This is a genomic window from Streptomyces poonensis, from assembly GCF_014650915.1.
Classification (GTDB): domain Bacteria; phylum Actinomycetota; class Actinomycetes; order Streptomycetales; family Streptomycetaceae; genus Streptomyces; species Streptomyces poonensis.
On record NZ_BMVW01000027.1, the window covers coordinates 1 to 14,768 of the forward strand.

Genomic DNA, 14,768 nt, shown 5'->3' on the forward strand with positions numbered 1-14,768 from the left:
GAAGCTAAGCCTTACAGCGCCGATGGTACTGCAGGGGGGACCCTGTGGGAGAGTAGGACGCCGCCGAACTTCTTTTAGAGCTCTGGCTCTCGGGCATCATGCCCGAGAGCCAGAGCTTTTTTGCGTTGAGGTAAGGTCGGGGGGCATCATTGGTTCTTTTCCCCACAGGAGGCCCCCGGGTGGAGGTCCAGGAGACCCAGATCCAGACGGATCGGATCCTCACCATCCCGAACATCCTCAGCATGGCGCGGCTCGTAGGCGTGCCCGTCTTTCTGTGGTTGATTCTCTGGCCGGAGTTCGGTGGCCCCAAGAGTGACGGCTGGGCATTGCTGGTGCTGGCTCTCAGCGGCGTCAGTGACTACCTCGACGGCAAGCTGGCCAGGCGCTGGAATCAGATCAGCAGCCTCGGCCGGCTCTTGGACCCCGCAGCCGACCGGCTGTACATTCTGTCGACCCTCGTCGGGCTCACCTGGCGGGAGATCCTTCCGCTTTGGCTGACCATCGTGCTGCTGTCCAGGGAACTGGTCCTGCTGGTGATGGTGGGCATCCTCAGGCGGCACGGCTACCCACCGCCCCAGGTGAACTTCCTGGGGAAGGCGGCTACCTTCAACTTGATGTACGCCTTCCCGCTGCTGCTCCTCAGTGACGGAAGTGGCTGGATCTCGTCACTCGCTGCGATTTTCGGATGGGCGTTCGCCGGATGGGGTACAACGCTGTATTGGTGGGCAGGAGTCCTCTACGTGGTACAAGTCCGCCGCTTGGTTCGTGCGGACGCCATGGCCGATTGAGCTCGCCCGGATTGGGCGCCCAGTGGCCCCGATGGCCCGCGTCGTAAAAGTGCGGGACAATTTGGACGGGTGAAGTCGGTCAGACCGTCTCTTCAAGGAGGACGCTTCCGACATGAAGGCCGTCGTGATGGCCGGTGGCGAAGGCACACGCCTTCGCCCCATGACCTCGAGTATGCCCAAGCCGCTCCTGCCGGTGGTCAACCGCCCGATCATGGAGCATGTGCTGCGGCTGCTCAAAAAGCATGGGCTCAATGAGACCGTGGTCACCGTGCAGTTCCTTGCCTCACTGGTCAAGAACTACTTCGGTGACGGTGAAGAGCTCGGAATGGAGCTCACCTATGCCAATGAGGAGAAGCCACTCGGTACTGCCGGGAGCGTGAAGAACGCCGAGGAAGCCCTTAAGGACGACGCGTTCCTCGTCATCTCCGGCGATGCCCTGACCGACTTCGACCTCACCGAGCTCATCAATTTCCACAAGGAAAAGGGCGCGCTGGTCACCGTCTGCCTGACGCGGGTGCCGAACCCTCTCGAGTTCGGTATCACCATCGTGGACGACGAGGGCAAGGTCGAACGCTTCCTGGAGAAGCCGACCTGGGGGCAGGTCTTCTCGGACACGGTGAACACGGGCATCTATGTCATGGAGCCCGAGGTCTTCGACTACGTCGAACCCGATGTTCCGGTCGACTGGTCGGGTGATGTCTTCCCGCAGCTCATGAAGGAAGGCAAGCCGATCTACGGTTATGTCGCCGAGGGCTACTGGGAGGACGTCGGCACGCACGAGAGCTATGTGAAGGCGCAGGCCGACGTTCTCGAGGGCAAGGTCGATGTGGACATCGACGGATTCGAGCTCTCGCCCGGTGTGTGGATCGCCGAGGGCGCCGAGGTGCACCCGGACGCCGAACTGCGCGGGCCGGTGTATGTCGGTGACTACGCCAAGGTGGAGGCCGGGGCCGAGATCCGTGAACACACGGTCATCGGATCGAACGTCGTCGTGAAGAGCGGGGCTTTCCTGCACAAGGCCGTCGTGCACGACAACGTCTACATCGGGCAGCAGAGCAATCTCCGGGGCTGCGTCGTCGGGAAGAACACCGACATCATGCGAGCCGCGCGGATCGAGGACGGTGCCGTCATCGGCGACGAATGCCTCGTCGGTGAAGAATCGATCGTGCAGGGCAACGTACGGGTCTATCCGTTCAAGACGATCGAGGCCGGTGCCTTCGTCAACACCTCGGTGATCTGGGAGTCGCGGGGCCAGGCGCATCTCTTCGGCGCGCGCGGCGTGTCGGGCATCCTGAACGTGGAGATCACTCCGGAGCTGGCCGTACGGCTCGCGGGAGCGTACGCGACGACGCTCAAGAAGGGCTCCACGGTCACCACCGCCCGCGACCACTCCAGAGGTGCCCGTGCGCTGAAGCGTGCCGTCATCTCGGCGCTCCAGGCCAGCGCCATCGACGTACGCGACCTGGAGAACGTACCGCTGCCGGTGGCGCGGCAGCAGACCGCCAGGGGCAGCGCCGGCGGGCTCATGATCCGGACGACCCCCGGAGTGCCGGACTCGGTCGACATCATGTTCTTCGACGGGCAGGGAGCGGATCTGTCGCAGGGCAGTCAGCGGAAGCTGGACCGGGTCTTCGCGCGGCAGGAGTACCGGCGTGCGTTCCCGGGTGAGATCGGCGACCTGCACTTCCCGTCCAGCGTCTTCGACTCGTACACCGGATCGCTGCTGCGGGACGTGGACACGACCGGTATCGCCGAGTCGGGGCTCAAGGTGGTCGTGGACGCCTCGAACGGCAGTGCGGGGCTCGTGCTGCCCAGCCTGCTCGGCAAGCTCGGGGTGGACTCGCTGACGATCAACCCCGGTCTCGACGAGTCCAGGCCGACGGAGACCGCTGAGATGCGGCGCGCGGGCCTGGTGCGGCTGGGTGAGATCGTGGCGTCGTCGCGGGCAGCGTTCGGCGTGCGGTTCGACCCGGTGGGCGAGCGGATCTCGCTCGTCGACGAGAAGGGGCGGATCGTCGAGGACGACCGGGCGCTGCTCGTCATGCTCGACCTGGTGGCCGCGGAGCGGCGCAGCGGGCGTGTGGCGCTGCCGGTCACCACGACCCGGATCGCCGAGCAGGTGGCGGCGTACCACGGGACGCAGGTGGAGTGGACGACCACGTCGCCCGACGACCTGACACGGGTCGGCGGCGACGAGTCGACGATCTTCGGCGGTGACGGGCGCGGCGGATTCATCGTCCCGGAGTTCAGCAGCGTCTTCGACGGCACCGCGGCCTTCGTCCGGCTCATCGGGCTGGTGGCCCGGACCCAGCTCACGCTCAGCCAGATCGACGCCCGGATACCGCGGGCGCACGTCCTCAAGCGGGATCTCGCGACCCCGTGGGCCGTGAAGGGACTCGTGATGCGGCGGGTCGTGGAGGCGGCCGGGGACCGCTTTGTCGACACGACCGACGGCGTGCGGGTCGTGGAGACCGACGGACGCTGGGTGATGGTTTTGCCGGACCCCGCGGAGGCCGTCACGCATCTGTGGGCCGAGGGACCCGACGACGCGTCCGCGCAGGCCCTGCTCGACGAGTGGTCGGCGGTCGTGGACAGCGCCGGCCGGTAATAAACCGCAACACGCGCGCGTGCCGGACAAGTGCCCCCAACGGGGCCTGTCCGGCACGCCGGTGGGGCCATTCGGAGGTACTGGCCACGACGTGCGACGATGTGCGGCATGCCGCAGCAGCCCCCCGTTCGGAGCATTCCCACGCGTCCCCCGCGCGTGGACGCTTCCATGTCGCTGCTCACCAATGTCATGGATCACAGTCTCGACGACGGGTACGCCGAGGCAGCCGCCCGGAAGCAGGGCACCGGAGGAGGCCTGCCGAAGACGGTGCGGGCCAAGCTCGGGCTGGCCGCCGGGCTGGTGCTCGCCGCCCTCGTCGTGACCGTCGGAGCGGCGCAGGCGCGTGTCACGGCGCCCGTGATGGCCAAGGAGCGCGAGGAACTCATCGACCGCATCGAGCGCGAGACCGCGGCCGCGGACCGGCTCGAGGAGAGCGTCGACGATCTCCGTGACGAGGTGAGCGCGAGACAGCGCGAAGTACTGAAGGACGACGGGGGAAGTGACCGCAGGGAGCTCGTCGGCATTCTGGCGGGAGCCGTCGAGGTGCACGGGCCGGGCGTGAAGCTCGTCGTCAACGACGCCAAGGAAGCCACATCCGGTGGGGACGGCGATCCGCGCGGGACGTCAGGTTTCTCCGACACCGGACGTGTACGGGACCGCGATCTGCAGCGCGTGGTGAACGGGCTGTGGCAGTCGGGTGCGGAAGCCGTCTCGATCAATGGCCAGCGGCTGACGGCGCTGTCCGCGATCCGGGCCGCGGGTGACGCGATACTGGTCGACAACAAGCCGCTCGTGCCGCCGTACGAGGTGCTCGCCGTGGGGGACGGGGAGCGGCTCGGCAGTGAGTTCCAGGACAGCCCCGACGGGCTGTATCTGCATGCTCTGCAGGAGAATTTCGGGATCCGGACCGCCCTGTCCGTGGAGGACGACGTCCGGGTGCCCGCCGCGCCGCGCGTGACTGTACGAACAGCAGAACCGAGAGTGGAGAAGGGCACATCGTGATCGCCGTACTGGGCCTCGTCCTGGGAGTCGTGGCCGGCCTGTTGGTCGGGCCCGAGGTTCCGGCGGTGGTAGAGCCGTATCTCCCCATCGCCGTCGTGGCGGCCCTCGACGCCGTCTTCGGAGGCCTGCGCGCGATGCTGGACGGCATCTTCGACGACAAGGTCTTCGTCGTGTCGTTCCTGTCGAACGTGGTCGTGGCCGCGCTGATCGTGTTCCTGGGGGACAAGCTCGGCGTCGGAGCGCAGTTGTCCACCGGTGTCGTGGTCGTGCTCGGCATCCGTATCTTCTCCAACGCCGCCGCGATCCGGCGGCACGTCTTCCGGGCGTGAGGACGTGAGACCGATGAGCGACCAGGACGAGACCCCCACCACACGGCTGCGCAGGGAACTGCCAGCCGAGGTGCCCGCGGCGCCCGCCGGGCCGGCCGGGGGCGCCGGGCAGCAGGCGGAGAAGCCCGCCCTGACCGGTCGTCAGCGGCTGGTCAACGGGCTGTGGCCGCCGCGCGTCACCCGTGCCCAACTCATCGTCGCCCTCCTGCTGTTCGGCCTCGGCTTCGGCCTCGCCGTGCAGGTGACGTCCAACAGCGAGGGCGACGGCGCCCTGCGCGGCGCGCGTCAGGAAGATCTTGTACGCATCCTCGATGAACTGGATGACCGTACACAGCGTCTGGAGGAGGAGAAGCAGGGGCTCGAGGACCAGCGCACCGAGTTGGAGAACAGCTCCGACCAGGCCGAGGAAGCCCGCAGGCAGACGGTCGAGAAGGAGCGGCAGCTCGGCGTCCTCGCGGGAACGGTGGCGGCGCAGGGACCCGGCATCACGGTGAGGATCGACGACACGAAGGGGACGGTCGAGGCGGACATGCTGCTCGACGCGATCCAGGAGCTGCGCGCGGCCGGCGCGGAGGCGATCCAGGTGAACGGTGTCAGGGTGGTGGCAGGGACTTATCTGACGGATTCCGACGACGGGATCAGCGTCGACGGGAACAAGATCACCCAGCCCTATCGTTTCAAGGTCATCGGCAAACCGCAGGACCTCGAGCCCGCGCTGAACATCCCGGGAGGCGTGGTGCAGACACTGGAGAAGGAGCAGGCCACCGTGACCGTGGCGCGGGCGGACAAGATCGTCGTGGACGCCTTGCGGGCGGCGGAGCGGCCTGACTACGCTCGGTCGTCCTCCCAGTGAACAGGGGGTGCATGGGGGCCGTCAGGCGGGGGCATGAGGTTGCGGGGGGTCGGCGCACCGATCGGGTGGTGCGTGGTGGAAACTGTCTGGTGGATACGGACGTTGTGAGGATGTCCGAGTCGGCCGGTGTGTTCAATCAGGGTTCGTCCTGCCCCACGGGCGGGTCTGTTTCGGTCAAGGGGAATCGCCCGTGAAGTTGTTTGCGAAATTGTTCGGCAAGAGCGCGCGAGAGGGCAGCGAGAACGCGACCGCTCGCCACCGCGCACAGCCGTCCCAGGCGGAGAGCCAGGGCGGCGGACGCCCGATGTTCCGGGACCAGGTGGCTGGTCCGGGTGGTGACATTTCCGGAGGTCAGGGCGCGCCGTCTGTTGACCCTGCCCAGTCCGGCCGCATAGGTTTCGGGGAACCGTCAACCTCAGGTACGGGTGGAGGGTTCGCCTCCGGCCCGTACGCGTCCAACGCCCCGGCGGGGCAGCCGCGGCAGGAGGATCCGTCCATGTCGGCCCTGGTGTGTACGAGGTGCGGGAACCGCAACGCGGAGAACAGCCGGTTCTGCTCCAACTGCGGTGCGCCACTGCGTCCCGGGGTGGCCGCTGAGCGTGCCTCCGAGACGACCTCCACGATCTCCATCTCGGGCCTCGAGGCCTACGACGCCGAGGCCACGGGCCAGACTCAGCTCCCGGCGCTCTCTCCCGAGGCGCAGGCGGCCGTCGACGCGCTGCCGCTCGGCTCGGCCCTTCTGGTGGTGCGCCGCGGCCCCAACTCGGGCAGCCGCTTCCTCCTGGACGGCGATCTCACCACGGCGGGACGCCACCCGCAGAGCGACATCTTCCTGGACGACGTGACCGTCTCGCGCCGTCATGTGGAGTTCCGCCGCAGCCCGGACGGCAGCTTCACGGTCGCGGACGTCGGCAGCCTCAACGGCACGTACGTCAACCGGGAGCGGATCGACGAGGTCGCGCTCTCCAACGGCGACGAGGTGCAGATCGGTAAGTACCGGCTGGTCTTCTACGCGAGCCAGCGGGGCATCTGACTCACCCCCGGACTCCGTCCGGGGGGACCCCCAGGAAGGTCCATGCTTCACACACCGAGCGGCGGTGCCGGCCACGGCACCGCCGCCGCGGACAGCGGACTGATGAGCATCGGCACCGTGCTGACCATGCTGCGGGACGAGTTCCCGGAGGTCACCATCTCCAAGATCCGTTTCCTGGAGTCGGAGGGGCTGGTCGAGCCGCAGCGCACCCCCTCGGGGTATCGCAAGTTCAGCGCCCAGGACGTCGAGCGGCTCGGTCATGTGCTGAGGATGCAACGGGACCACTATCTGCCGCTCAAGGTGATCCGTGAGTATCTCGACGCCCTGGAGCGCGGTGAGCCCCTGCGGCTGCCGGTTCTGGGGCGTCAGCGTGACGCGGAGGACGGTGAGGAGCGGTTCATCGTGTTCCTCGGTGAGACGGAGGAGCCGGTGGCGGCCCGGCTCGGCCGCTCGGAGCTCCTGGCGGCCGTCGGGATCGAGGAGGAGCAACTGGCGGAGTGGGAGTCGTACGGGCTCGTCAGTCCGCTGGAGGACGGGGCGTACGACGCCGAGGCGGTCACCGTCGCCACACTTCTGCTAGAACTCGGGCGATCCGGTATCGAGCCGCGTCATCTACGGGCGATGAAGGCTGCCGCCGACCGTGAGGCGGGCCTGGTGGACCAGGTGGTGGCGCCTCTGCGGCGCCACCGGAATCCGCAGACCAGGGCCCATGCGGAGGCCCGGACGAAGGAACTGGCGGGGCTCACGGTGAAGCTGCACGCCGCGCTGGTGCGGTCCGCGCTCGGCGTGCGGTTGCCCTGAGCGTGCCCGCGTCCGCGCAGCACGGGCGGGGAAGCGGTGGTGCGACCGTCTTCGCCCGGGCGTACGATTGCCCCGGTTGGATGCCGGGCCGGGGGGTCAGTCCCTGCCCGACTACCCAAACGTCCCGCGCACGGCCTAGGGTTGCTGTGTGAACGAGCTCGATGTCGTAGGTGTCCGGGTCGAAATGCCCTCCAACCAACCGATCGTGCTCCTGCGTGAAGTGGGAGGCGACCGTTACCTCCCCATCTGGATCGGGCCGGGGGAGGCTACAGCGATCGCCTTCGCCCAGCAGGGCATGGCGCCCGCTCGACCGCTGACCCACGACCTGTTCAAGGACGTGCTGGAGGCCGTCGGCCAGGAGCTCACCGAAGTACGCATCACGGATCTCCGCGAGGGCGTCTTCTATGCGGAACTGGTGTTCGCCAGCGGAGTCGAGGTGAGTGCCCGGCCGTCCGACGCCATAGCGCTCGCCCTGCGCACCGGCACGCCGATCTACGGCAGTGACGGGGTGCTCGACGACGCCGGTATCGCCATTCCGGACGAGCAGGAGGACGAGGTGGAGAAGTTCCGCGAGTTCCTCGACCAGATCTCGCCGGAGGACTTCGGGACCAGCAGCCAGTGAGGCCGTACCCGCCGCGCCGGGAGGCAGGCGGGCCGGGTCCCGAGCGGTCTGCGGATGCGTGGTCGGTGGCCACGGGGAACGGTGGGTCGGACGGCAGGCGGTCGCTGTGGTCGTTGCCGTCGTGGCGCGGTGGCCCGGGCAGTCGTCGGTGGATGAGGTTGCGGGGCGTTGCCGGACCGCGGAACGCAGGAGGTGACGGCCGGACGTTCGAGGCCGTGTGGAGCTGGGTAGAGCCCAGCGGTACTCATCCGGTCTCGACGCGGACAGTCGGGGGCCGTCAGGCGGCACAGCGGATCAGCGTGCCGTGCGAGGAGTGGGCTCGAAGCGACCCGCGTGGGTGTGGAGTCCGGCGCGGGCGGCCGGCGGGACGGCCGCGGAGAGGCGGGACGAAGGACGAGGCGGCCGGGTTCACGTATTCGGCGCACAGACGCGGCAGGGATGCGGCGTCATGCATCCCGCGTCCTGTCCGAAGGACATTCGGCTAGCCTTTCCCCGCGGAAAGGCATGAGAAACCACTCCTTGGGTCATTATCACTCGGCGTGCCGAGTGTGGCGATCGTTGACGCACCCCTGGTGACTGCCTACCGTCGAGAAGGCAGGTCAAGGACGGAGGTCGGCGTGAGAAGCAGCGGCGACGGTACGGCAGGGGGTGCCCGCGGACACAGTCCGGGGGAGAACGGCCCGTACCCTCCCCCGAGCTCTCGGCTCCGCCCGGGCAGGGGATATCCCCAGCACGGTGATGCGGCCGGTCACGTTCCGGGCAAGGCGATGGCCGTACCGGTGACCGGTGGGGCGTCCGAGACGTGCGAGACGTCCGAGCAGATCGGTTACCGCGGGCCCACCGCGTGTGCGGCGGCCGGCATCACCTACAGACAGCTCGACTACTGGGCCCGCACCGGGCTCGTCGAGCCGAGCGTGCGGCCCGCGTACGGGTCGGGTACGCAGCGCCTGTACAGCTTCCGGGACGTCGTCGTCCTGAAGATCGTCAAGCGGTTCCTCGACACGGGCGTGTCACTGCAGAACATCCGCACCGCCGTCCAGCACCTCCGGGAGCGGGGCTTCCGGGATCTGGAGCGGATGACGCTGATGAGCGATGGTGCGACCGTGTACGAATGCACGTCCCCCGACGAGGTCCACGCCCTGCTCCAGGGCGGACAGGGCATCTTCGGCATCGCCGTGGGCGTGGTCTGGCGGGACGTGGAGAGCGCGCTCTCGCAGTTGCACGGAGAGCGGGTCGACACGGGCGAGACGCTCGTCGGCCACCACCCCTCGGACGAACTGGCCCGCCGGCGGAACCGGGCCGTCTGAGATTACGGACCCGGCGGCCCGTGCTGTCGGCAGCACATGCACATGCACACGAGGCAGCAGCCGCAGATGCGGCGGTAGCCGCAAGGACAGAGGCGGCCGCGGTGACAGAGCCGGCCGCAGAGACAGAGGCAGACGCCGGTCGTCCCCTGGCATTGTCAGTGGCGTAGGGCAGCATCGGACATGTGAGAACCGCGCCCACGATTCTGCATCTCGACATGGACGCCTTCTTCGCCTCCGCGGAGCAGGCGTCGAAGCCGAGCCTGCGCGGGAAGGCCGTCGTCGTGGGCGGGCTCGGGCCACGCGGTGTGGTCGCCACCGCCTCGTACGAGGCGCGCGTCTTCGGCGTGCACTCGGCGATGCCCATGGCGCAGGCGCGCCGCCTCGCGCCGAACGCCGCCTATCTCGTGCCCCGTTTCCTGTTCTACCGGGCGATCAGCGAGCAGGTCATGCGGCTGCTGCGCGCCCTGTCGCCGCTGGTCGAGCCGCTGAGCCTGGACGAGGCGTTCGTGGATCTGGAGGCCGGGGGAGCGGCCTGGGACGAGGAGTCGGCGCGGCTCGCCGGGGAGCGGCTGCGTGCCGACATACGGGACCGGACCGGCCTGACCGGCTCCGTGGGGCTCGCCGCCTCCAAGATGCTCGCGAAGATCGCGTCGGAGCAGGCCAAGCCGGACGGGCTCGTGCTCATCCGCCCGGGGACCGAGCGGGCACTGCTGGGGCCGATGTCGGTGCGGATCCTGCCGGGGGTGGGGCCCGCGACGGGCGACCATCTGCGGCGTGCCGGGATCACGACCGTCGAGGAGATCGTGGAGGCCGGTGAGGACGAGCTCGTGCGGCTGGTCGGGAAGGCGCACGGGCACGGGCTGTACGCCATGGCGCTGGCGCGCGACGAGCGGCCCGTGGTGGCCGAGCGGGACACGAAGTCGGTGTCGGTGGAGGACACGTACGACGTGGACATTCACGACCGGATACGCGTGCGGCTGGAGGTACAGCGGCTCGCGGACCGGTGTGTGCGGCGGTTGCGCGGCGCGGGGCTGTCGGGGCGGACGATCGTGCTGAAGGTCCGCAGATACGACTTCTCGACGCTGACCCGGTCCGAGACGCTGCGGGGTCCCACGGACGATCCGGCGGTGGTGCGGGAGGCCGCCGCGCGGCTGCTGGAGTCCGTGGACACCACCGGTGGGGTGCGGCTGCTCGGAGTGGGTGTCAGCGGGCTCGCCGACTTCACGCAGGAGGACCTGTTCGCGCAGGCGGCGGGAGAGGAGCGGTTCGAGGAGGAGGTAGCGGCGGAGGAGCCCGCGGAGGTGGTGGCCGGGCCCGCGGAACGGCGGTGGCCGGCCGGGCACGACGTGCGGCACGCGGAGTACGGGCACGGGTGGGTGCAGGGGAGCGGGCTCGGACGGGTCACCGTGCGCTTCGAGACACCCGACTCGGCGCCGGGACGCGTCCGGACCTTCCGGACCGACGATCCGGCCCTGGAGCCGGCGGATCCGCTGCCGTTGACCCCCGGGGGACCGGTGACTCCGGGGGCGGTCACGGAGCCCTCGGTGTGAGGCAGGGCTTGCGGTGAGCGAGGCATGGGGGGCGGGAGAAGCGTAGGGCGCGTGGAAGGTGCCTCAGACCTCCTCCGTGCCCGCGAGCCGGCCGAACTCGCTGTCGAGCGGAGGAGGAGGTGCCACATCGAGTCCGTAGTGGTGGTAGAGCTGGAGTTCCTGCTCGGGGGAGAGATGGCGGCCGACGCCGAAGTCGGGGGCGTCCTTGATGAGGGTCCGGTCGAACGGGACGTGGAGGATCCCCCCGACCAGTTCGCTGGGTTCCAGGGGCACGAAGGCGTCCCTGCTGAACAGGCCCATGCGTATCGCCGCCCACTCGGGGAGGCCGGTCGCGTCGTCGAGGTACACCTCGTCGATCGTGCCGATCTTGGTGCCCTTGCGGTCGAACGCCTTGCGGCCGATCAGGTTGCGCGGATCGATATCGCTCTGCACGGGCCCTCCAGTGGGTCGCCACGGGTCGCAACTCGTCCCCAACCACTACGAAAAGGCACTTTGGGAAAGGCGGCCACTCGAAAGCTCGTGCGTTGCCCTCGCTGGTAGGCTGACAACGGCTGCTGACCCCGTGCGGGAGAGTCCTCCGAAGGCCACCGGAGGCGCCGAAGGAGCAACTCCTCCCCGGAATCTCTCAGGCTCACGTACCGCACGGACGAGGTCACTCTGGAAAGCAGAGCGGGTGTCGACGGCTTCCGCTCTCACCGACGGTGAAAGTCGGAGGCCCATGGGGGGTCCGGCGAAGCTCTCAGGTTGAGATGACAGAGGGGGAGGCCGTTCGGGCACCCGTGCCGTGGTGCCCCTCGCAGGTCGCGTCAGACCAGGAGGCCTCCGCAATGACCGTCCACCGCACTCCGCTCTCCGAGCTCGAACAGGGCATCCCCTTCGAGCAGCGCCACATCGGGCCCGACCAGGAGGCGCGGGCCAAGATGCTCGCGCAGGTCGGTTACGGCTCCCTCGACGAGCTCACGGCGGCCGCCGTACCGGAAGTGATCAAGAGCGCCGACGCCTTGGAGCTGCCGGACGCGCGCACCGAGGCCGAGGTCCTTGCCGAGCTGCGTTCGCTGGCGGACCGCAACCAGGTGCTGCACTCCATGATCGGCCTGGGGTACTACGGGACGTTCACCCCGCCGGTGATCCTGCGGAACGTCATGGAGAACCCCGCCTGGTACACCGCGTACACCCCGTACCAGCCCGAGATCTCCCAGGGGCGGCTCGAGGCGCTGCTCAACTTCCAGACCATGGTCGCCGACCTCACCGGGCTGCCGACCTCCGGTGCGTCCCTGCTCGACGAGGGCACCGCGGCCGCCGAGGCCATGGCGCTGTCGCGACGTATGGGGAAGAACAAGAAGGGCCTCTTCCTCGTCGACGCGGACACGCTGCCGCAGACGATCGCCGTCATCGAGACGCGTGCCGAGCCCACCGGTGTCGAGGTCGTCGTCGCCGATCTGAGCGACGGCATCCCGGCGGAGATCGCCGAGCGTGAGATCAACGGTGTACTGCTGCAGTACCCGGGCGCCTCCGGTGCCGTACGCGACCTCCGGCCCGTCATCGAGCGGGCCCACGAGCTCGGCGCGCTCGTCACCGTCGCCGCCGACCTGCTCGCGCTCACCCTGCTCACCTCGCCCGGCGAGCTCGGCGCCGACATCGCGGTCGGTACGACGCAGCGCTTCGGCGTGCCCATGGGCTTCGGCGGGCCGCACGCCGGCTACATGGCCGTGCACGAGAAGTTCGCGCGCAGCCTGCCCGGACGGCTCGTGGGCGTCTCCGTGGACGCGGACGGGAACAAGGCGTACCGGCTCGCCCTGCAGACGCGGGAACAGCACATCCGGCGGGAGAAGGCGACCAGCAACATCTGCACGGCGCAGGTGCTGCTCGCCGTGATGGCCGGCATGTACGCCGTGTACCACGGGCCCGAGGGGCTCAGGACCATCGCGCGGCGCACCCACCGGTACGCCACGATCCTCGCCGCCGGTCTCACCGCGGGCGGGATCGAGGTCGTGCACGGCGCGTACTTCGACACCCTCACCGTGCGGGTGCCGGGCCGGGCCGCCGAGGTCGTCACGGCCGCGCGCGAGCGCGGGGTCAACCTGCGTCTCGTGGACGCCGACCTCGTGTCGATCGCGTGCGACGAGACCACCGGCCGCGCGCAGCTGGCCGCCGTGTGGGCCGCGTTCGGTGTCGGGGGCGACGTCGAGGCGCTGGACGCGGAGACCGGGGACGCCCTGCCGGACGCGCTGCTGCGCACCGACGCGTACCTGACCCATCCGGTCTTCGGGCAGTACCGCTCCGAGACGGCGATGCTGCGCTACCTGCGCCGGCTCGCGGACCGCGACTACGCGCTCGACCGCGGCATGATCCCGCTGGGCTCCTGCACCATGAAGCTCAACGCGACCACGGAGATGGAGCCGGTCACCTGGCCCGAGTTCGGGCAGCTGCACCCCTTCGCGCCCGCCGAGCAGGCGGAGGGGTACCTCACGCTCATCACCGAGCTGGAGGAGCGTCTCGCCGAGGTCACCGGGTACGACAAGGTCTCGCTGCAGCCGAACGCCGGTTCGCAGGGCGAGCTGGCCGGCCTGCTCGCCGTACGCGGCTACCACCGGGCCAACGGCGACGAGCAGCGGACCGTCTGCCTCATCCCGTCCTCCGCGCACGGCACGAACGCCGCCAGCGCCGTCATGGCCGGGATGAAGGTCGTCGTCGTGAAGACCGCCGGGGACGGCGAGATCGACGTCGAGGACCTGCGGGCGAAGATCGATCAGTACCGCGACGAGCTGGCCGTGTTGATGATCACGTACCCGTCCACGCACGGCGTGTTCGAGGAGCACGTCGCCGACATCTGCGCGGCGGTGCACGACGCCGGCGGTCAGGTGTACGTCGACGGGGCCAACCTCAACGCCCTGGTGGGTCTCGCCAAGCCGGGGCACTTCGGCGGTGACGTCTCGCACCTGAATCTGCACAAGACGTTCTGCATCCCGCACGGCGGCGGCGGTCCGGGCGTCGGCCCGGTCGGGGTGCGCGCGCACCTGGCGCCGTACCTGCCGAACCACCCGCTGCAGCCCGCGGCCGGTCCGGAGACGGGGGTCGGCCCGATCTCCGCCGCGCCCTGGGGGTCCGCGGGAATCCTGCCGATCTCCTGGGCGTACGTCCGGCTCATGGGCGGCGAGGGGCTGAAGCGTGCGACGCAGATCGCCGTACTGTCCGCCAACTACATCGCCAAGCGCCTGGAGCCGCACTACCCGGTGCTCTACACCGGTCCCGGCGGGCTTGTCGCGCACGAGTGCATCATCGACCTGCGGCCGCTGACCAAGGCGACCGGCGTGACGGTCGACGACGTCGCCAAGCGGCTGATCGACTACGGCTTCCACGCGCCCACCATGTCGTTCCCGGTGGCCGGGACGCTGATGATCGAGCCGACCGAGTCCGAGGACCTCACCGAACTCGACCGCTTCTGCGAGGCGATGATCGCCATACGCGGGGAGATCGAGAAGGTCGGGGCGGGCGAGTGGCCCGCGGACGACAACCCGCTGCGCAACGCCCCGCACACCGCCGCCTCGGTCGGCGGTGAGTGGGAGCACGCGTACACGCGTGAGGAGGCCGTGTTCCCGGCCGGGGTCGGGGCCGCGGACAAGTACTGGCCGCCGGTGCGCCGTATCGACCAGGCCTTCGGCGACCGCAACCTGGTCTGCTCCTGCCCGCCGCTGGACGCCTACGAGGAGTAGTCGCCGCACGGTCATGTCACGGCGTCGTCGACACATCGTGGACCCAGTGATCCAGTGACCCAGTGACGCCGGGCACGCGTCGGGGCCGGTTCGGAGAATGGTTCTCCGGGCCGGCCCCTCATCTGTCCGGGCGGTCGCGCTGTGTCAGGCCGGTCGCCCCGT

Annotated in this window: 12 protein-coding genes, 1 rRNA gene and 1 riboswitch; of the genes, 12 read left to right on the forward strand and 1 reads right to left on the reverse strand. The window is 69.3% G+C overall.

The genetic code is table 11. The features are described 5' to 3' along the window. The 11 genes from rrf to IE242_RS35775 all read left to right on the forward strand — a co-directional run. A 5S ribosomal RNA gene (rrf, locus tag IE242_RS39525) occupies positions 1-69 on the forward strand; the annotation flags it as partial. Positions 70-179: 110 nt separating this feature from the next. After that, positions 180-788 carry a cardiolipin synthase ClsA gene (gene clsA / locus IE242_RS35730; protein WP_189866961.1) on the forward strand — a complete coding sequence of 203 codons (609 nt, stop codon included), beginning with the start codon at positions 180-182 and terminating at the stop codon, positions 786-788. A gap of 112 nt (positions 789-900) precedes the next feature. Then, positions 901-3,396, forward strand: coding sequence for a mannose-1-phosphate guanyltransferase (locus IE242_RS35735; protein ID WP_189866963.1), 2,496 nt, complete (start codon positions 901-903; stop codon positions 3,394-3,396). Between the two features lie 99 nt (positions 3,397-3,495). Further along, a complete protein-coding gene (locus tag IE242_RS35740; RefSeq protein ID WP_189866965.1) occupies positions 3,496-4,398 on the forward strand; it encodes a DUF881 domain-containing protein in 903 nt (300 codons plus the stop codon). After that, positions 4,395-4,727 carry a small basic family protein gene (locus IE242_RS35745; RefSeq protein WP_030578925.1) on the forward strand — a complete coding sequence of 111 codons (333 nt, stop codon included), beginning with the start codon at positions 4,395-4,397 and terminating at the stop codon, positions 4,725-4,727. The genes IE242_RS35740 and IE242_RS35745 overlap by 4 nt, the downstream gene beginning before the upstream one ends. 13 nt (positions 4,728-4,740) lie before the next feature. Further along, the gene (locus IE242_RS35750) at positions 4,741-5,580 is read left to right on the forward strand and encodes a DUF881 domain-containing protein (protein WP_189866967.1); all 840 of its coding nucleotides are present in this window, start codon (positions 4,741-4,743) and stop codon (positions 5,578-5,580) included. Between the two features lie 82 nt (positions 5,581-5,662). Continuing rightward, positions 5,663-6,613 carry a zinc-ribbon and FHA domain-containing protein gene (locus IE242_RS35755; protein ID WP_189867075.1) on the forward strand — a complete coding sequence of 317 codons (951 nt, stop codon included), beginning with the start codon at positions 5,663-5,665 and terminating at the stop codon, positions 6,611-6,613. Between the two features lie 42 nt (positions 6,614-6,655). Then, positions 6,656-7,414: a transcriptional regulator FtsR gene (gene ftsR / locus IE242_RS35760; RefSeq protein WP_189866969.1), complete on the forward strand. Its 759-nt coding sequence runs from the start codon at positions 6,656-6,658 to the stop codon at positions 7,412-7,414. Between the two features lie 148 nt (positions 7,415-7,562). Continuing rightward, positions 7,563-8,036 carry a bifunctional nuclease family protein gene (locus IE242_RS35765; RefSeq protein ID WP_004002801.1) on the forward strand — a complete coding sequence of 158 codons (474 nt, stop codon included), beginning with the start codon at positions 7,563-7,565 and terminating at the stop codon, positions 8,034-8,036. A gap of 617 nt (positions 8,037-8,653) precedes the next feature. Next, positions 8,654-9,343, forward strand: a complete 690-nt coding sequence (locus IE242_RS35770; protein WP_189866971.1) for a MerR family transcriptional regulator — start codon at positions 8,654-8,656, stop codon at positions 9,341-9,343. Between the two features lie 182 nt (positions 9,344-9,525). Next, positions 9,526-10,893 (forward strand): DNA polymerase IV, encoded by a 1,368-nt coding sequence (locus tag IE242_RS35775; protein WP_189866973.1) that lies wholly within the window; start codon positions 9,526-9,528, stop codon positions 10,891-10,893. 63 nt (positions 10,894-10,956) lie between these two features. On the opposite strand, the gene IE242_RS35780 is transcribed toward IE242_RS35775, so the two are convergent. Beyond that, complete coding sequence (locus tag IE242_RS35780) at positions 10,957-11,325, reverse strand: PRC-barrel domain-containing protein (protein ID WP_189866975.1); 369 nt, start codon at positions 11,323-11,325, stop codon at positions 10,957-10,959. A 123-nt stretch (positions 11,326-11,448) separates the two neighbouring features. Beyond that, positions 11,449-11,544, forward strand: a riboswitch (glycine riboswitch). Between the two features lie 176 nt (positions 11,545-11,720). Here IE242_RS35780 and gcvP point away from each other — a divergent pair. Beyond that, positions 11,721-14,606, forward strand: coding sequence for an aminomethyl-transferring glycine dehydrogenase (gene gcvP, locus IE242_RS35785; protein ID WP_189866977.1), 2,886 nt, complete (start codon positions 11,721-11,723; stop codon positions 14,604-14,606). The last annotated feature ends 162 nt before the right edge of the window (positions 14,607-14,768 follow it).

Excerpts from the sequence above, each read along its gene's own strand:
- IE242_RS35735 (WP_189866963.1), top strand. The coding sequence starts at position 901 with ATGAAGGCCGTCGTGATGGCCGGTGGCGAAGGCACACGCCTTCGCCCC.
- IE242_RS35740 (WP_189866965.1), top strand. The coding sequence starts at position 3,496 with ATGTGCGGCATGCCGCAGCAGCCCCCCGTTCGGAGCATTCCCACGCGT.
- IE242_RS35750 (WP_189866967.1), top strand. The coding sequence starts at position 4,741 with ATGAGCGACCAGGACGAGACCCCCACCACACGGCTGCGCAGGGAACTG.
- ftsR (WP_189866969.1), top strand. The coding sequence starts at position 6,656 with ATGCTTCACACACCGAGCGGCGGTGCCGGCCACGGCACCGCCGCCGCG.
- gcvP (WP_189866977.1), top strand. The coding sequence starts at position 11,721 with ATGACCGTCCACCGCACTCCGCTCTCCGAGCTCGAACAGGGCATCCCC.